The organism is Enterobacter cloacae complex sp. ECL411, from assembly GCF_021869665.1.
Lineage (GTDB): Bacteria > Pseudomonadota > Gammaproteobacteria > Enterobacterales > Enterobacteriaceae > Enterobacter > Enterobacter intestinihominis.
The window spans coordinates 1,417,901-1,436,119 of the sequence record NZ_CP091486.1 but is presented as its reverse complement, the minus strand read 5'-3'; the positions used below and the strand labels follow the sequence as shown (position 1 = coordinate 1,436,119).

The 18,219-nt window shown below is 55.1% G+C and carries 18 protein-coding genes; 11 read left to right on the top strand and 7 right to left on the bottom strand.

Translation table 11 applies throughout. From position 1 onward, the window contains the following. Positions 1–89 precede the first annotated feature (89 nt). The 5 genes from L3069_RS06820 to mntR form a co-directional block, all read right to left on the bottom strand. Entirely contained in the window at positions 90–1,613 is a 1,524-nt protein-coding gene (locus L3069_RS06820; RefSeq protein WP_023305747.1) for an efflux transporter outer membrane subunit, read from the bottom strand. Next, positions 1,613–3,184 (bottom strand): DHA2 family efflux MFS transporter permease subunit, encoded by a 1,572-nt coding sequence (locus tag L3069_RS06815; RefSeq protein WP_022647529.1) that lies wholly within the window; start codon positions 3,182–3,184, stop codon positions 1,613–1,615. The genes L3069_RS06820 and L3069_RS06815 overlap by 1 nt, the downstream gene beginning before the upstream one ends. Next, on the bottom strand, positions 3,181–4,275 hold the full coding sequence (locus tag L3069_RS06810) for an HlyD family secretion protein (protein WP_023305746.1): 1,095 nt from the start codon (positions 4,273–4,275) through the stop codon (positions 3,181–3,183). Before L3069_RS06810 ends, L3069_RS06815 begins: the two co-directional genes overlap by 4 nt. A 101-nt stretch (positions 4,276–4,376) precedes the next feature. Beyond that, positions 4,377–5,486: an anion transporter gene (locus tag L3069_RS06805; protein ID WP_023299650.1), complete on the bottom strand. Its 1,110-nt coding sequence runs from the start codon at positions 5,484–5,486 to the stop codon at positions 4,377–4,379. Beyond that, positions 5,483–5,956: a manganese-binding transcriptional regulator MntR gene (mntR, locus tag L3069_RS06800; RefSeq protein WP_022647526.1), complete on the bottom strand. Its 474-nt coding sequence runs from the start codon at positions 5,954–5,956 to the stop codon at positions 5,483–5,485. Before mntR ends, L3069_RS06805 begins: the two co-directional genes overlap by 4 nt. 182 nt (positions 5,957–6,138) lie before the next feature. Here mntR and mntS point away from each other — a divergent pair, with 182 nt between their 5' ends. Together mntS and L3069_RS06790 are read left to right on the top strand one after the other, a co-directional pair. Then, a complete protein-coding gene (gene mntS / locus L3069_RS06795) occupies positions 6,139–6,267 on the top strand; it encodes a manganase accumulation protein MntS (protein WP_022647525.1) in 129 nt (42 codons plus the stop codon). Between the two features lie 268 nt (positions 6,268–6,535). Next, complete coding sequence (locus L3069_RS06790) at positions 6,536–8,119, top strand: phosphoethanolamine transferase (RefSeq protein ID WP_022647524.1); 1,584 nt, start codon at positions 6,536–6,538, stop codon at positions 8,117–8,119. A 116-nt stretch (positions 8,120–8,235) separates the two neighbouring features. Here L3069_RS06790 and ompX read toward each other — a convergent pair whose 3' ends face one another. After that, entirely contained in the window at positions 8,236–8,754 is a 519-nt protein-coding gene (gene ompX / locus L3069_RS06785; protein ID WP_003858450.1) for an outer membrane protein OmpX, read from the bottom strand. Positions 8,755–9,109: 355 nt separating this feature from the next. Between ompX and rhtA the strand changes: the two genes are divergently transcribed. The 6 genes from rhtA to ybiO all read left to right on the top strand — a co-directional run bounded on the left by rhtA (position 9,110) and on the right by ybiO (position 15,712). After that, positions 9,110–9,997 (top strand): threonine/homoserine exporter RhtA, encoded by an 888-nt coding sequence (gene rhtA / locus L3069_RS06780; RefSeq protein ID WP_023305742.1) that lies wholly within the window; start codon positions 9,110–9,112, stop codon positions 9,995–9,997. A 298-nt stretch (positions 9,998–10,295) separates the two neighbouring features. Further along, entirely contained in the window at positions 10,296–10,799 is a 504-nt protein-coding gene (gene dps / locus L3069_RS06775; protein ID WP_000100801.1) for a DNA starvation/stationary phase protection protein Dps, read from the top strand. Positions 10,800–11,165: 366 nt separating this feature from the next. Further along, positions 11,166–11,909 carry a glutamine ABC transporter substrate-binding protein GlnH gene (gene glnH, locus L3069_RS06770; RefSeq protein WP_038415725.1) on the top strand — a complete coding sequence of 248 codons (744 nt, stop codon included), beginning with the start codon at positions 11,166–11,168 and terminating at the stop codon, positions 11,907–11,909. A gap of 93 nt (positions 11,910–12,002) precedes the next feature. Beyond that, on the top strand, positions 12,003–12,662 hold the full coding sequence (glnP, locus tag L3069_RS06765) for a glutamine ABC transporter permease GlnP (RefSeq protein WP_010428919.1): 660 nt from the start codon (positions 12,003–12,005) through the stop codon (positions 12,660–12,662). After that, positions 12,659–13,381, top strand: coding sequence for a glutamine ABC transporter ATP-binding protein GlnQ (gene glnQ, locus L3069_RS06760; RefSeq protein ID WP_038415724.1), 723 nt, complete (start codon positions 12,659–12,661; stop codon positions 13,379–13,381). Before glnP ends, glnQ begins: the two co-directional genes overlap by 4 nt. A gap of 120 nt (positions 13,382–13,501) precedes the next feature. After that, positions 13,502–15,712 carry a mechanosensitive channel protein gene (ybiO, locus tag L3069_RS06755; protein ID WP_038415723.1) on the top strand — a complete coding sequence of 737 codons (2,211 nt, stop codon included), beginning with the start codon at positions 13,502–13,504 and terminating at the stop codon, positions 15,710–15,712. Between the two features lie 43 nt (positions 15,713–15,755). Here the strand turns inward: ybiO and rlmF are convergent, their stop codons facing one another. Continuing rightward, complete coding sequence (rlmF, locus tag L3069_RS06750) at positions 15,756–16,667, bottom strand: 23S rRNA (adenine(1618)-N(6))-methyltransferase RlmF (RefSeq protein WP_038415722.1); 912 nt, start codon at positions 16,665–16,667, stop codon at positions 15,756–15,758. A gap of 242 nt (positions 16,668–16,909) precedes the next feature. On the opposite strand from rlmF, the gene mcbA reads away from it, so the two are divergent. From mcbA to ybiJ, 3 genes are all read left to right on the top strand, one after another. Next, a complete protein-coding gene (gene mcbA, locus L3069_RS06745) occupies positions 16,910–17,173 on the top strand; it encodes a DUF1471 family periplasmic protein McbA (protein WP_022647519.1) in 264 nt (87 codons plus the stop codon). 118 nt (positions 17,174–17,291) lie between these two features. Next, positions 17,292–17,558 carry a DksA/TraR family C4-type zinc finger protein gene (locus L3069_RS06740; RefSeq protein WP_022647518.1) on the top strand — a complete coding sequence of 89 codons (267 nt, stop codon included), beginning with the start codon at positions 17,292–17,294 and terminating at the stop codon, positions 17,556–17,558. A 285-nt stretch (positions 17,559–17,843) separates the two neighbouring features. Further along, complete coding sequence (gene ybiJ / locus L3069_RS06735) at positions 17,844–18,104, top strand: DUF1471 family protein YbiJ (protein WP_003858474.1); 261 nt, start codon at positions 17,844–17,846, stop codon at positions 18,102–18,104. Positions 18,105–18,219: the final 115 nt, after the last annotated feature.

Genomic DNA, 18,219 nt, shown 5'->3' with positions numbered 1-18,219 from the left:
CATATCGATTGGGTGTCTGTTAGTTATACCCGCCCCCCAGCCATCGCGAATGTGGCGTTCCTGTCCGTTTCTTGCCCAATCCTCTGAATCTATCCGCGCGGGGCATCGCCAAAGACGCTGTAGTCTGGCAGCTGAACCTGCTGATACGGCTCCCAGCCGCCGCCGAGGGCTTTGTAGAGCGCCACCAGGTCAAGCGCGCTCTGCACCTGCGCCTGCGCCCGCTGCTGTTCGGCCTGAGCGAGCTGACGCTGGGCGTCCAGCACGTCAATAAAACTGGCGATCCCCTGTCGGTAGCTGTCGCTGGCGAGATCAAAAGCGTTTTGCAGCGCGTCGATGGTTTTCGCCAGGCCCGCCTCACGCTGCTGGTCAGTGCGATAGCTCACCAGCGCGTTTTCAACATCGCCGAGCGCCGTCAGCACCGTCTGACGATAGTCCAGCACCGCCGCCCCTTGCTGTGCGCGGGCCACCTTGACGCTGGAGACCAGCCGACCGCCCTGGAAGATGGGGATGGAGACCTGCGGACCGAAGCTGTAAAAGTGGCTGCTCCAGTCGGTCAGCCAGCCGGATTCGCTGTTACGCAGGCCAAACTGCCCGGAGAGGGTGAAGCTTGGGAACAGTTCGGCTACCGAAACGCCAATTTGCGCCGTGGCGGCATGGAGGTTCGCCTCAGCTTCGCGCACGTCCGGGCGACGACGCGCCAGCGTTGACGGAATGCCGGTTTGCACAATATCCGGCAACGCTGGCATCGGCTGCACGGATTGTAATTCGGCATCCAGCGCCCCCGGCGGTTTGCCGAGCAGGATGGCCAGCCCGTTCATCGCCTGGCGTTCCTGCGCCTGATACTGCGGCAATTGGGCTTCAAGATTGCCCAACTGCGCCCGGGCGTTTTCTACGTCCATCTGCGGTGACAGCCCGCCCCGCTGGCGGCTTTCGGTCAGATCCAGCGTCTGCTGCGCGCTTTCAATTTGCGTATTAAGCGTGGCAATGATGCTCTGCGCCCCTCGCAGCTGTAGCCACGCCCGCGCCACTTCGGCTTCCAGCGAGACCAGCGCATCGTTACGCTGCTCGATCGCCGCCCGCTGCTGCGCCTCGGCCGCTTCTACCTGACGGCGCACCTTGCCCCACAGGTCGATTTCCCACTGAGCGTCGAAGCTGCCCTGATAGAGGTTAATCGGCTGCGTCAGCGGGCCTAACGCGCTTCGCAGCTGCGGATCGACATTATTCAACTGGTCATACACGCCGTGGGATTTCAGCTCCCCTTCCAGCCCAAGCTGCTGGCGCGTCGCCTGCACATTGCCATTCACCGACGGGAAAAATGCCCCGCCGGCCTGGTTAATCTGTTCGCGCGCGCCGGCAATGCGCAATACCGTTTGCTGTAGCGTCAGATTTCCGGCGATGGCGCGTTCAATCAGGCTGTCGAGCTGCGGCGAGCCGAAGGTTTTCCACCAGCGCGGGTTGGTGGCGGCGGAGGACGTTTGCGATTTCACCGCGCCGTCGCCCTTATCGTTCCAGTGCGTGGTGGCGGGCGGTGCAGGCTGTTGGTAGTCCGGCCCGACGGCGCAGCCCACCAGCAGCATCATTATCATCAGGAGGTGTAAACGTCTGTGTATCATCAGTGTGCTCCTGCACTCCCCTCGCTCTTAACCGGCGAGAGCAACAAACAAAACGGAATCAGTAAGAAGGCCACCGCGCTCAGAATGGTGAAGACGTCGATGTAGGCCAGAAAGCGCGACTGCTCGATCATGGTCTGGTACATCCGCCCGGTGGCAATGCCGGTCGGATCGCCCACCTGAGTGGTGAAGTTCTGGATCGCCTGGGCGCTTTCGCGTATCGCCAGCTGGAACTGCTCATTAAACGGCGAAGCGTGGTAAGCCAGATGCGCGCTGTGCGCCTGTGAGCGCTCGGTGATCGCCGCCGTCGAGAGCGAAATCCCAATCGAGCCAGCCACGTTGCGGAACATGGTAAACAGCGCCGCCGCGTCGGCGTTAAGCCGCCTTGGGATCGAGATAAAGGCGATGGTGGTGAGGGGCACAAACAGGAACCCGAGTCCAATCGACTGGGCGCTGCGGAACAGCACCAGCGTTTCGAAATCGATATCCGGCGTCAGCGTCCGGGACCAGAAGAAGGACACCGCCAGGCAGGTAAAGCCGAAGGCGATGATCCAGCGCGTCTGCACCACCGGCATCAGCTTCAGTACCAGCGGAATAGTCAGCACAATCAGCACCGCGCCGGGCGAGAGCACCAGCCCGGACCAGGTGGCGGTATAGCCCAAATCCTGCTGCGCCAGTTGCGGAATAACCACCGAACTGCCGTACAGGATCATCGCCATCCCCGCCATCAGCAGGCTGGAGATCGCAAAGTTGCGGTCCTTCATACAGTGCAGATCCACCACCGGCTTTTTGGCATACATCAGCCAGTAGATCGCGCCGATAATGCCGACCAGCGTCAGTACCGCGAAGGTGCGGATAAAGTTCGAATAGAACCAGTCATCATCTTCGCCCCGGTCGAGCATCACCTGCAAACAGCCAAGTCCGAGAGCGATCAGGCCGATCCCCGTCCAGTCGACGGTGAGCTTCTCTTCCGACTTTTTCTCCCACGGCGGATCTTCCAGCAGCTGATAGATGGCCAGCACCGTCACAATCCCTACCGGAATATTGATAAAGAACACCCAGCGCCAGGAGTAGTTATCGGTGATCCAGCCTCCCAGCGTCGGGCCAAGTACCGGCGCGACGATAATGGCAATGGATGAAAGGCCAAAGGCTTTGCCCCTGTCCTCCGGCTTGAAGTAATCGAGCAGCACCGATTGCTGCGTGGGCTGCAACCCGCCGCCAAAAAAGCCCTGCATCACACGGAACAGGATGATTTGCCAAAGCTCGGTGGCGATGCCGCACAGGAACGAGCAGATGGTGAACATCACAATGCAGATCAGGAAGAACTGCTTGCGGCCAAACAGCCGGCTCAGGAAGGCCGAGATCGGCAGCACGATGCCGTTCGCCACCAGGTAGCTGGTGAGCACCCAGGTGGATTCGTCATAGCTGGCCGAGAGCGACCCCGCGACGTGGGGCAGCGCCACGTTGACGATGGTGGTGTCCAGAATTTCCATAAACACCGCCAGGGTGACCACAATCGCCACCGCCCACGGGTTACTGGCGGGCTTCCAGTTTTCGTGGCTGCTGTCCGTCATTCCACGGTGACCTTCGGTTCAACCGACAGCCCCAGCGGCAGCGGTTTGTTCGGATCCAGCCCCTTATCAATGACGATTTTCACCGGCACGCGCTGAACGATCTTCACAAAGTTACCGGTGGCGTTTTCCGACGGGAAGGCGGAGAAGCGCGAGCCGCTGCCCTGCTGGATGCTGTCAATATGGCCTTCGAGCGCCATATCCGGCCAGGCATCGACGGACACGGTCACTTTGTCGCCCGGCTTCATACGTTCAAGCTGCGACTCCTTGAAGTTCGCCACCACCCACACGTTCGGGGAAACCAGCGAGAACAGTGCCGTGCCTGCCTGCACCAGCGTACCAGGCTGGACGTTGCGTTTGGTGACAAAACCGTCGAACGGGGCGCGGACTTCGGTATAAGAGAGGTTCAGGTTGGCGGTTTCCAACTGCGCTCTGGCCTGATCGACCTGCCGTTCGCGGGCTTCGACGTTAGTCTCCTGCTGGCGGATTTGCAGCTGGACTTGCTCCGCCACCTCCAGCTGCGCCTGCGCGCTGGCCAGACCCGCCTGGGCACTCCGCAGTTGAGCGTTCGCGGCATCGATGCTTTGTTGTGTGGTCGCGCGGGGGTCAACGCCGCGCTGACGGCGGTACTCCGCCTGAGCGTTGGTCATATCCGCCTGGGCTTTCAGTACCTGGGCTTTGGCTTCATCGCGCTGGGCGGGATATTGCACCTTCGAGAGCGCCAGCTGCGCCTGTGCCTGATGCAACTGCGCAACCGCCAGCCCAAGCTGGGCCTGAGCCTGATCGCGCTGGGCGGTGGTATCACGCGGATCGATCACCACCAGCACATCCCCTTTCTTTACACGCTGGTTATCCCGCACGCGAAGTTCGGTAACGTAGCCTGCCGTTTTTGGGGCAATGGTCACTACGTCGCCGTCGGTGAAGGCGTCGTCGGTGGTCTCTTCGTTACGGGTTAAAAACCACCAGACCAGCGCCACGATCACCATCACGATGACCACGATGCCAAGGATAATTAACGGTTTTTTGCCCGGGCGCTTGCGCTCGTTATTGTTTTGATCCTGCTCGTCAGCAGGTGGATTTTGATCTTCTGCCATAGTTCAGCAACGGTCCTGTCAGTGAGCGGCATCACACTATGCCGTTCACTAAAGCTAGGACGTTGCTATACATTTGCCAGGAAAAACTGACAAATTGCGCACTATATGAGAAGGAATAGTCCGAAACCGACCGCCGCAGACCAGAGCAGCATCGGGATTGACCATAAATGGAAGCGCCACCAGATGCGGCGATCGTTGGCCATCCGCAGGGCGATGAGGTTGGCCAGCGAGCCGGGCAGCAGCCCAAAGCCGCCGACGTTGACCGCCCACGCCAGCAGTACCGTTGGGGGAACATAGTTAAGCAGCAAAATGGTGGACGGCACGTTACTGATCACCTGCGAGAGACCAATCGCCGTCAGCCATAGTCCCGGCTGCGACAGACCGCTGACGCTATGGAGAACGGTCTGCAATACCGGGAGCTGGATCAGTAGATGGACGTCAATAAACATCGCCATAAACACCAGCAGCAGCGTCCAGTCAACGCTCACCAGCACCCGCCGGGCGAGGAACAGGAAGCCACACGCCACCAGCAGCGCGCCCGCCAGCGCCTGGTTTAACTCCAGCGCGGTAATGAAAACGATATACAGTCCCAGGCAGCTCCAGACGAGACGCGGCTGCCACTGGGGGCCGGTGGTACCGCTGTGGTACTGCAACGATTTATTCGGGAAAGCAAACCAGCCCACCACCAGCAGCGTCGCCACGATCGCCAGCGCCAGCGGCGCCATCTGCCAGGTAAATGCGGTAAACGACAGGCCGGAGCGTCCCCACAGCAGAATGTTCTGCGGGTTACCGATCGGCGTGAGCAGCGAGCCTGCATTGACGGCCAGCGCTTCAAAGATAATCAGACGGGTAACCGGTATTTCGCACAGCTTACGCAGCGTGAGCGTAAGCGGCACCACGATAAACAGCGCTACGTCATTAGTGAGGAACGTCGACAGCAGCGCCGCCGAAAAGACCATGAACAGAGCCAGTTTGCGCTCGGTGGCGAAGCGGCGCACCATTTTGCGCCCCAGCACGTCAAAATAGCCGCTCAGCTCTACGCCTTTGGTGAGCATCATCAAACCGCTCAGGGTAATAATGGTGCGCCAGTCTATGGCCGCCGGCCAGGTGTGCGGCGTGAAGGGCACAAAGACGCTGAGCCCAACGCCAGTGATAAGTAAAAGATGGAAAAAACGATCGCGTTTCAGGGCCTGCAAGCCGGGGATGTTCATTCAGCGGCGGGGCCATATTTGAGCGTAAATTCGCGGAACTTCACCAGCGTCTCTTCGCTGACGTGGTGTTCCATACCTTCGGCATCCCGACGGGCAATTTCCGGGCTGACGCCCAGCACCAGTAAAAAATTCTCGACGATCTGATGGCGCTCGCGGCTCTCCTGCGCCAGCTTTTCGCCTTCAGCGGTGAGAAACACCCCGCGCCAGGGGATCATCTCGATCAGCCCGACCGACGCCAGACGTTTTAACATTTTGGCAACGGTTGGCTGCGACACCCCCAGGCGTGCGGCCATATCCACCTGGCGCGCTTCTCCAACTTCACGAATCAGATCGGAGATCAGTTCGACATAATCATCAATCAGCTCCCGGCGGTGCGCCTCACGCACCTGGCGGAAGCCTTCCACATGTTCTTCAACGTTCACCAGTTGCGTCGTTTTTTTTGTTGTTGGCTTACCTGCGCGACGGTTCATTGTGCTTCCTCAATGGGTTGACGCTTCCAGCGCCCTGTAACGGAGCGCACATTGTAAACCATAGCTCTACAAGCACAAAAAATTAACGAATTAGCCATAGCTATACAATATAGCCTGTGCTATATCTGTATGTAATGCAGTCACCCTTCACGGATCGAAGGGATCATGAATCAGGAGGTCTTATGAATGAATTCAAGAGGTGTATGAACGTGTTTACCCACTCTCCTTTTAAAGTGCGTCTAATGCTGTTGAACATGCTGTGCGATATGTTTAACGCCAAACCGCATCAGGACGACAAATCTTCTCACTAAGCGGCGTCGCGGCACGCCGCTTCATTTTCCTGTCACACTTTCGTTGTAAACTCGCTTTTTCCTGATTATTTTTGCGGATTTGCAGCCCCCTTCGCAAAACATCTGTTTAGCAACTGTTGACCTTAATTCACGCTCGCACTATCTTCTTGCAGCCCTGCACAATTTGCGGCTCGCTGAAGCGGACCTCCATTCCCTTTCCACGCACTGTCCGGCAGGCTTTGACCCTTGACGCCAGGGTGAGCACATGGCGTTTTCGTGATAGTGATCTATGAACGTAACCCTGATTGATACACTTGTTACCCGCAGCCGGGCCCTAAGCCCGTGGACGGGATTTTATTTTTTGCAATCGCTGTTAATTAACTTTGCTCTTGGCTACCCCTTTAGCCTGCTTTATGCCGTCGGGTTCACCTGCATTCTTCACCTGCTATGGCGAAGCGCACCGCGCATGCAGAAAGTGCTTATCGGGATCTGTTCTCTGGTGGCTGCCGCCTATTTCCCGTTCGGCCAGGCCTATGGCGCGCCGAACTTTAATACCCTGCTGGCGCTCCACTCCACCAATATGGAAGAGTCTACAGAGATCCTGACGATCTTCCCGTGGTACAACTACGTGGTTGGCCTTTTCATTTTTGCTCTCGGCGTGATTGCGGTTCGCCGTAAGCAGGTCGGGAAAAAAACATGGGGTAAAATTGAAAGCCTGTGCCTGGCCTTTAGCGTAGTGACGTTTTTTGTTGCGCCGGTACAAAATCTGGCCTGGGGCGGCGTGTTTAAGCTTAAAGATACCGGGTATCCGGTGTTTCGCTTCGTTAAAGACGTGGTAGTGAATAACGAGGAAGTGCTCGACGAGCAGGCGCGTATGGCCGAGCTTTCCACCATGAAAGATACCTGGAACGTGCTGGCGGTGAAACCGAAGTATCACACCTATGTGGTGGTGATCGGTGAAAGCGCGCGTCGCGATGCGCTCGGCGCGTTTGGCGGTCACTGGGATAACACGCCGTTTGCCAGCTCCGTCAACGGTACGCTGTTTACCGATTACGTGGCGGCCAGCGGTTCGACGCAGAAATCTCTCGGTCTGACGCTCAACCGTGTCGTGGATGGAAAACCGCAGTTTCAGGATAATTTTGTCACCCTGGCCAACCGGGCAGGTTTTCAGACGTGGTGGTTCTCCAACCAGGGGCAGATCGGCGAGTATGATACCGCCATTGCCAGCATCGCGAAGCGTGCCGACGAGGTACAGTTCCTGAAAAGCGGTGATTTCGAAGCCGATAAAAACACAAAAGATGAAGCGTTGCTAAAAATGACCGCGCAGGTCTTTGCCACTCAGCGCACCCAGCCGCAGCTGATCGTCCTGCACCTGATGGGGTCACACCCGCAGGCATGCGATCGTACCGGGGGAAAATATGCGGAGTTTGTGCAATCCAAAGAGACCTCGTGTTATCTGTACACCATGACGCAAACCGACGATCTGCTCAGCAAGCTGTACGCGCAGCTGCGCAACAGCGGCGATAGCTTCTCGATGGTCTATTTCTCTGACCACGGTCTGGCGTTTAAGGAGCGCGGTAAAGAGGTGCAGTATCTGGCCCACGATGACAAGTTTCAGCAGAACTTCCAGGTACCGTTTATGGTGCTGTCGAGTGATGACAAAACGCATCGCATCATCAAAGCGCGCCGTTCCGCGAACGATTTCCTGAAATTCTTCTCACAGTGGACGGGGATTAAGGCGAAAGAGATAAAAAATGATTACCCGTTTATCTCCGGGAAGAAGGGCCCGCCAGTTTACATTACCAACTTCAGGTTACAGAAAGTTGACTATAACCATCTGGGGACGGATATTTTCGATATTAAGAGTAAGTGATCTCTGCCGTCTCGTGCAGGCTGATGCCCTCACTCTGGCCCTCTCCCACAGGGAGAGGGTACAAACAAAAAAAATCCGCCTCAAAGGGCGGATTTTTTACTGGCTCACCGAAGTGATTAGAAGCGGTAACCTACGCCCGCGATCCAGGTGCCAACGTCAACGTTGCGGATACGGCTCTGCTCATAGGAGAAGTCCAGAGCAACGTTTTCGATTGGGTTGAACTGCATACCTGCGCCATAGGAGAAACCGTAGTCGCTGTTGCTTGCAGTACGGTTCAGACCCTGGTTTTCGGTCTGCTGGAATTTACCGTAGCCAACACCTACAACACCGTAGATGCTTGCCCAGTCATTCAGGCGGTAAGCAGGACCCGCGGTGATGCCGTAGTACTGACCTTTATTGTAAGAGCCATTTTCAGTACGATCTTTCTCGGTGTAAGTGAAAGAACCGATCACACCCAGCGGGTTGTTGTCTTGCTCGTAACGGTACTTCAGGTTGAAACCGTTGGTTTTGTTCATCACGCCCTGCATATCGCTCTGAGCGTAACCACCAGTTACAGTAGAAGTTGCCGCTACAGCGGTACCTGCGGAAACAGCCAGAACAGCTGCCAGTGCTGAAAGACATGCAATTTTTTTCATAACCACCTCAAATGTGCTTCAAGTAAGTCCGTAAGTTTTAAATATATCAAAAAAATCTGTGAAACTCTTTGTCATTCACGATGTCTAATGCGACCTTTCCTGTAACAGAACATTTCCAGCACCAGCTATCTCGTTCAAATAACTCCAGATTTTCACCTGTAAATGCTAATAGTGCGCGTCATCGCCATTTAGTTCATCCAGATTATTCCTAATCTTTCAGGCGATAAAATCAGCAACGTTTTCTCATTTTACGGATTTTCCCTGGATTTTTTTTCAACAGTAGCTCAACCGTTGCAGGTTATTTCCATTACACTGCGACTTTTACCTCTTTTGACAAAAATTGACAGGAGAAAGGATGCCAGGTTTACCTCGTAAATCGTCGGTCTGGATGCCGGTGGCAGTCATACTTATCGCGATGATGTCCATACAAAGCGGCGCGTCGCTGGCAAAATCGCTGTTTCCGCTGATTGGTGCGCCCGGCGTCACGGCGCTGCGTATCGCATTAGGCACCCTGATCCTCGTGGTTGTCTTTAAACCCTGGCGGCTACGGTTTAAAAAGGAGCAGCGACTGCCTCTGCTTTTTTATGGGCTGGCGCTGGGAGGGATGAACTACATGTTCTACCTCTCTATTCAGACTATCCCGCTGGGGATCGCGGTCGCGCTTGAATTTACCGGCCCGCTGGCGGTTGCCCTCTTTTCTTCTCGTCGCCCGGTAGACTTTATCTGGGTCATACTGGCCGTGCTGGGGCTATGGTTCCTGCTGCCGCTCGGCCAAAGCGTTTCACAAATCGATTTGACAGGGGCCGCTCTGGCGCTGGGCGCAGGGGCGTGCTGGGCGGTGTATATTCTCACTGGCCAGCGTGCGGGCGAAGAGCACGGCCCCGCGACGGTCGCCTTAGGCTCGCTGATTGCCGCGGTTATCTTTGTCCCGATCGGCATGGCACAAGCAACGGACTCAATATGGCAGTGGTCAATCCTGCCGGTTGGGCTGGCGGTCGCCATTCTTTCCACGGCGCTGCCCTACTCTCTGGAGATGATCGCCCTGACGCGTCTGCCTACGCGTATTTTTGGTACGCTCATGAGCATGGAGCCCGCGCTGGCTGCCATCTCTGGAATGATGTTCCTCGGCGAAACCCTGACACTGGTGCAGACGCTGGCGCTCTGTTCCATTATCGCGGCGTCAATGGGCTCTACATTGACCATGCGCCCGGAACCAAAAGTACATAAGATTGACCTCAACTAGCCCTTAAATTCTGCATGGCTTACCGGCCATGCAGAATATAGGTCTCGTCAGCCCTTCAAATAATTTCTTACAAACTCTCTTATATTGCCAAAATATTTCACCTGCCCGCCTTGTCACTTAACGAATTAAGATTGATCTGCATCAATTTATATAAAAAACTTTAAAATCATTAAGTTAAAACTTCAACCATCCTTTCGCTATTAAACCGATAGGCAGCGCCAAACCGCAGAGAAAAAATCCGGTGCTATACTTAATCCCGTAATTACCTGGGACACAAACATCAAGAGGATATGAGATTATGAGTACCGCTAAACTGGTGAAAACGAAAGCGTCTAATCTGCTTTATACCCGTAACGATGTATCGGATAGCGATAAAAAAGCGACCATTGAGCTGCTGAATCGCCAGGTGGTCCAGTTCATCGATCTTTCGCTGATCACCAAACAGGCCCACTGGAATATGCGCGGTGCAAACTTTATTGCCGTTCATGAAATGCTGGATGGCTTCCGCACAGCACTGGTGACTCATCTGGATACCATGGCCGAACGCGCCGTACAGCTGGGCGGTGTGGCTCTGGGTACCACGCAGGTGATCAACAGCAAAACGCCACTGAAAAGCTATCCGCTGGATATCCATACCGTTCAGGATCACCTGAAAGAGCTGGCGGACCGTTATGCGATTGTCGCGAACGATGTTCGTAAAGCGATTGGCGAAGCAAAAGATGAAGACACCGCTGATATCTTCACTGCCGCGTCACGCGACCTGGATCAGTTCCTGTGGTTCATTGAGTCAAACATCGAATAATCCCTGCGGATTGTCTGAATAACCCTCGCCCCTCCCCTGGCGGGGGTTTTGCACATTTATGGTGCACACTTTTGTCCGCAACGGCCGCAAAAGTGAATAAAATGTAATAATCACCTCACACAACCGTTAACGGAAGATTGTTTTTTCGTCAGATTCTGCGCTAAATATCCCCCTGTCAGAAGACCTTAACGAAGCGCACCAAAACGGTGCTCCATTCTGGTGCAACCTGGCAGAATTGCCACGCTTTTTGTGCAATGCGTGACATTATCCCCTTTGCAAAACAACAGCTTGTAAAACTGGCACGATTTTTTCATTGTGCCTGAGGTTCTCGCAGGGGATCGCCCCGTGGATATAAAAGGAAATGCTATGAAGTCTGTATTAAAAGTTTCACTGGCTGCACTTACCCTGGCGTTTGCGGTGTCCTCGCAGGCTGCCGACAAACTGGTTGTGGCGACTGACACGGCGTTCGTACCGTTTGAATTCAAACAGGGTGATAAATACGTTGGTTTTGACGTTGATCTGTGGGCCGCTGTCGCAAAAGAACTCAAACTGGATTACACCCTGATGCCAATGGATTTCAGCGGCATTATCCCGGCACTGCAAACCAAAAACGTTGACCTGGCGCTGGCGGGCATCACCATTACCGAAGAGCGTAAAAAAGCTATCGATTTCTCTGATGGCTACTACAAAAGCGGCCTGCTGGTGATGGTGAAAGCGGATAACAACGACGTGAAAAGCGTGAAAGATCTCGACGGTAAAGTGGTCGCCGTGAAGAGCGGCACCGGTTCCGTTGATTACGCGAAAGCCAATATCAAAACCAAAGACCTGCGTCAGTTCCCGAACATCGACAACGCTTACATGGAACTGGGCACCAACCGCGCAGACGCGGTGCTGCACGACACGCCTAACATCCTTTACTTCATCAAAACCGCCGGTAACGGCAAGTTCAAAGCGGTAGGTGATTCTCTGGAAGCTCAGCAGTACGGTATTGCGTTCCCGAAAGGCAGCGACGACCTGCGTAATAAAGTTAACGGCGCGCTGAAAACCCTGAAAGAGAACGGCACCTATAACGAAATCTACAAAAAATGGTTCGGTACCGAGCCTAAATAATTTCACCTGACTTCAGGTTTGTAACGCCCGGTGGCGCTACCGCTTACCGGGCCTACGTTTTTCGTTTTTCACCACGGTATACAGGAATACATCATGCAGTTTGACTGGAGCGCCATCTGGCCTGCCATTCCTCTCTTGCTTGAAGGCGCTAAAATGACCCTGTGGATTTCGGTCCTCGGTCTGGTTGGCGGGTTGATTATCGGTCTGGTGGCCGGTTTCGCCCGCACCTACGGCGGCTGGATTGCAAACCACATCGCACTGGTTTTCATCGAAGTGATCCGCGGCACCCCCATTGTGGTGCAGGTCATGTTTATCTACTTCGCCCTGCCGATGGCCTTCAACGATCTGCGCATTGACCCGTTCAGCGCAGCTGTCGTCACCATTATGATCAACTCCGGCGCCTACATTGCGGAAATCACCCGCGGTGCGGTGCTGTCGATTCATAAAGGCTTCAGCGAAGCTGGCCTGGCGTTAGGTCTTTCCCGTCGCGAAACGATCCGTCACGTGATCCTGCCGCTGGCGCTGCGCCGCATGCTGCCGCCGCTGGGCAACCAGTGGATCATCAGCATTAAAGACACCTCGCTGTTTATTGTTATCGGCGTGGCCGAGCTGACCCGTCAGGGCCAGGAGATCATCGCGGGTAACTTCCGCGCCCTGGAAATCTGGAGTGCGGTCGCCGTTGTCTACCTGATTATCACGCTTGTCCTGAGCTTTGTTCTGCGTCGTCTTGAAAGAAGGATGAAAATCCTGTGATTGAATTTAAAAATGTTTCCAAGCACTTTGGTCCAACCCAGGTGCTGCACAATATCGATTTGAACATCAGGCAGGGTGAAGTGGTGGTGATCATCGGGCCGTCGGGTTCCGGAAAATCCACCCTGCTGCGCTGTATTAACAAGCTCGAGGAGATCACCAGCGGCGATTTGATCGTCGATGGTCTGAAGGTGAACGATCCGAAAGTGGACGATCGCCTGATCCGCCAGGAAGCGGGCATGGTGTTCCAGCAGTTCTACCTGTTCCCGCACCTGACGGCGCTGGAAAACGTGATGTTCGGTCCTTTGCGCGTGCGTGGGGCCAGCAAAGCGGCGGCAGAAACGCTGGCAAAAGATCTGCTGGCGAAAGTGGGTCTGGCGGAGCGTGCACACCACTATCCTTCCGAGTTGTCCGGTGGCCAGCAGCAGCGCGTGGCCATTGCCCGTGCGCTGGCGGTGAAGCCAAAGATGATGCTGTTTGATGAGCCAACCTCCGCACTCGACCCGGAGCTGCGTCACGAGGTGCTGAAAGTGATGCAGGATCTGGCAGAAGAAGGCATGACGATGGTGATCGTTACCCACGAAATCGGCTTTGCCGAAAAAGTGGCGTCCCGTCTGATCTTCATTGATAAGGGCCGCATCGCGGAAGACGGTAATCCGCAGGCGCTGATTGCGAACCCACCTAGCCAGCGCCTCCAGGAGTTCCTGCAACACGTCTCCTGATAGCCATACACAGAGCCGGGCATGCCCGGCTTTTTTATGCCGGATTGTTCCCAAAAACTCCCCTCCGCTCCGCGCGCTCTATACTTATCATTTTGCACGATATTTTTGTCGGAGGACGCCGTGCCGTGGATCCTGTTGCTACTGTTTACCCTGTTTAGCGCGCCATCACTTGCTGTAACCATTCCCGGCGTCACCACCGGAGCCACCGCCACCCAGCAAAATGCGCCGCCAGAACCCGACGCTGAAAAGAAAAAAGCCGCTTACAGCGCACTTGCCGACGTGCTTGAGAACGACACGTCCCGGCAGGAGCTTATCGATCAGCTGAGGAAAGTGGCCGCCACACCGCCTCAGGATCCGGTTCCGACTATCGCGCCGCCGGAAGTCGAAGACGAAAAGACGGTACTGGAAAACGTCACCGATATCAGTCGCCGCTACGGGGAAGCCCTGTCGTCGCGTTTTGCCCAGCTCTATCGCAACCTTGTTGGCACCTCGCATAAGCCTTTTAATCCCCACACCTTTTCTGCAGCCGCGACCCAGTTTTCTATTCTGGCCGCCGCGGTATTCATTTTTTACTGGCTGTTGCGCCTGTCTGTCTGGCCGCTTTACCGGAAGATGGGCCACTGGGGACGTAAAAAGAATCAGCATAAAAGCAGCTGGCTGCATCTTCCGGCAATGATTACCGGGGCCTTTATCATCGATTTGCTGCTGCTGGCGCTGACGCTGTTTGTCGGCCAGATGCTGGCCGACCGTCTTAATACCGGGAACAAAACCATCGCCTTTCAGCAGGGGCTGTTCCTGAACGCCTTTGCCCTGATCGAGTTCTTTAAGGCGCTCCTGCGGTTAATATTCTGTCCGCGCGTGCCGGAACTTCGCCCGTTCGCCATTTCGGATCGGAGCGCCAAATACTGGGCGGTTCGGCTCAGCGTGCTGAGCGGGTTGATCGGCTATGGCCTGCTGGTCGCCGTCCCGATTATTTCCAACCAGGTTAACGTGCAGTTCGGGGCCCTGGCGAACGTGCTGATCATGCTCTGTATTACCGTCTGGGCGCTGTACCTCATCTTCCACAATAAAAAAGCGATCACCGACAGTCTGCTTCACCTGGCCGATCGCTCCCTCTCCTTTTTCAGCCTCTTTATTCGCGCCTTTGCGCTGGTGTGGCACTGGCTGGCCAGCGCCTATTTTATTGTGCTGTGTTTCTTCTCGCTGTTCGATCCGGGCAACAGCCTGAAATTTATGATGGGGGCGACGTTCAAAAGCCTGGCGATTATCGGCATCGCGGCCTTTGTTTCTGGCCTGCTCTCCCGCTGGCTGTCGAAGACGATCACCCTGTCGCCGCAGGTTCAGCGTAATTACCCCGAGCTGCAAAAACGGGTAAATGGCTGGACATCGGTGTCGCTGAAGGTGGCGCGTATTTTGACGGTCTGCGTGGCAATTATGCTGCTGCTGAATGCGTGGGGACTGTTTGATTTCTGGAACTGGCTGCATAACGGTGCGGGAGAAAAGACCGTCGATATTCTTATTCGTATCGCGCTGATCCTGTTCTTCTCCGCCGTCGGCTGGACGCTGCTGGCAAGCCTTATCGAAAACCGTCTGGTGTCGGATGTCCACGGCAGGCCCCTGCCAAGCGCCCGCGCCCGCACACTGCTGACGCTGTTCCGCAACGCGCTGGCGGTGATCATTAGCACCATTACCATCATGATTGTGTTGTCGGAAATCGGCGTAAATATCGCCCCACTGCTGGCGGGTGCCGGTGCCCTGGGACTGGCGATCTCCTTTGGTTCGCAGACGCTGGTGAAGGATATTATCACCGGCATTTTTATCCAGTTTGAGAACGGGATGAACACCGGGGATCTGGTGACCATTGGACCGCTCACCGGAACGGTGGAGAGGATGTCCATTCGCTCCGTCGGCGTACGTCAGGATACCGGGGCGTACCACATTATTCCGTGGTCATCGATCACCACCTTTGCCAACTTTGTGCGCGGCATTGGTTCGGTGGTGGCGAATTATGATGTCGATCGTCACGAAGATGCAGATAAGGCGAAACAGGCGCTGCGGGATGCGGTGAGCGAACTGATGGAGATGGAGGATATTCGCGGGCTGGTAATTGGTGAGCCGTCGTTTGCGGGCATCGTCGGGCTGACGAACACTGCCTTTACCCTGCGCGTGTCGTTCACCACCCAGCCGCTGAAACAGTGGACGGTGCGCTTTGCCCTGGACAGCATGGTGAAAAAACACTTCGATCTGGCGAACGTGAGAGCGCCGGTGCAGACGTATCAGGTATTGTCGCCGCCCGCTTCGCTGCTCCCTCCGCAGGAGCCGACGCTGTAACCGAGCCGGGTGGCGGCTTCGCCTTTCCCGGCCCGAGAAACGATTATTTGCGACGTTTGTTATCGTCCATAAAGGACCAGGCAATAAAGCGGCTCTGCTTCTGACCCTGCGCCATCTCTTTTTTGACCACCTTCACCGCGCCGGCTTCGGTCAGCGCGCGGTAAAGCGGCGGCAGGTTATCGCCACGAGAGACCAGCGTGGTAAACCATTTCACCTGACGACCGAAGCCTTTACTCTCGGCAATCATGCGCAGAATAAAGGCTACTTCCCCGCCCTCGCACCACAGCTCCTGCTGCTGGCCGCCAAAGTTCAGCGCGCCATCTTTGGCCTGGCCCAGGTTACGCCGCTTGCGTTCACTTCCCGCACGCGCAGACGCGGCGGAGTCGTGGAATGGCGGGTTGCACAGGGTGGCATCATATTGTTCGTTCTTATGAATTATGCCGTTGAAAATAGCAGCGGCATCCTTCTGACGACGCAGACGAACGGCCCGGCTTAACCCCGGGTTAGCGTTGATAATGGCCTGCGCGCTGGCGAAGGCCTCATCACCGATCTCGCTGCCGGTAAATCGCCACTGGTACTCATGTGCGCCTATCAGGGGGTAGATCAGGTTCGCGCCCGTACCGATATCAAGGACGGTAGCCTGTTTCGGCACTACGCCATCGTGGTCATCCGCCAGCAGATCGGCAAGATGATGGACGTAATCCGCACGGCCCGGGACCGGCGGGCAGAGAAAGCCATCAGGGATGTCCCAGTGCGTCACACCATAAAAATGGGCCAGCAGCGCTTTGTTCAGCGTTTTAACCGCCAGCGGATCGGCAAAGTTTACCGACGGTTCACCGGCTGGTGTCTGAACGATAAAACCCTGCAATTCAGGGCAGCTCAGACACAGGGCTTTCATATCGTAGCGGCTACGGTGGCGGTTACGCGGGTGCAATCCCGGCTTGTGGGAAGTCATGGCATTCTCCTTTAAACAGCCGCGTAAGATACCCTGTGACGGCGCGGGGGTAAATATCTGTCTGAGTCGCACAAAAAAACGACAAAAATCAGCGACCTGTATGTCTATGATCTGTCAATAAATTGTCAGAATTTATCGTTCAAAAAATAAGCAGATCATCATCAAATTTTTGCGATAAATCACACGCATCGGGCTTCTAAACTTAACAGGAATCACCTGTTGTTTCCCCTGAGGATGTGATTATGAAAAAGTATCTGACCTTTATTATTGCGGGTGCGCTGGCAGGCGCATCATTTTCTGCCTTGTCCGTTCAACCTCTGACCGACAGTACCGACACCAGCCAGCTACGCGCGGCCGGGACGGTCTCTGTCAGCCGGGCAAGCAACCTTGATGACCTTCAGGACAAGCTGGCCGAAAAAGCCCGTCAGGAAGGTGCTAAAGGCTTCGTGGTGAACGCCGCTGGTGGCGATAACCATATGTACGGTACCGCGACTATCTATAAATAACTTACCGCCTTCCAAACTGCATCTGCCCGGCAGATGCAGTTCTCTCTGCCTGCGCCTTGACTGTGCGTTTTTTCACCCCATATTAAAATGCATGACTTGATCCTTTCAGGAGAACATCATGGCTTCCGGCTGGGCGAATGACGACGCCGTTAACGAACAGATCAACAGTACCATTGAAGATGCGGTTGCGCGTGCTCGCGGTGAAATTCCGCGCGGCGAAAGTTTGACGGAATGCGAAGAGTGCGGGGATCCCATTCCTGAGGCACGACGTAAAGCCATTCCCGGAGTACGGCTTTGCATCACCTGTCAGCAGGAGAAAGATTCAAAAAATGCTTCACATTCAGGATATAATCGTAGAGGATCGAAAGACAGCCAGTTACGTTGACTTTCCTTTACCGTAGTTAACCGCACCAACAGTTTACTTTACGCTCACGACTTTCAGCGAAGCGCGTAGCAAAACGTGCCCTTCTGATTGTGTCTGTAAAGCGTATCCGCAAGAAGTGTCAATTGCGCTTCTGATTTTATTGATAATCAATAAGTTATTTGTCATTCAATTTTTTTGACAAACCACGTCAATTCTCTTCGATTTTATCTTCCGCTAAAAAGCGTGATACTTATCACATCGACGGAACATCGTCTCCTTAACAGAATAACCTGCGAGAATTGACCTATGAAAACCATCAAATATGCTGTTGCCGCTGTTGCCCTGTCCGCTCTGTCTTTCGGCGCTTTCGCTGTAGAGCCAGTCTCCTCTACTCAGGCACAGGATCTGAACAAAATCGGTGTGGTGAGTGCTGAAGGCGCGACCACGTTGGACGGTCTGGAAGCAAAACTGGCTGAAAAAGCTGCCGCCGCGGGCGCAAGTGGATACACCATCACTTCCACTAACGGTAATAACAAACTGAGCGGTACTGCGGTTATCTACAAGTAATCGAACAAATTATGCTCCACCCTCGCCATACCCTCTGGTGAGATGCTCCAACCCTCATTGACCCTGTTGTTGTTACCCTTGTTTGCCCGTCCGCCACTGGACGGGCTTTTTTTTG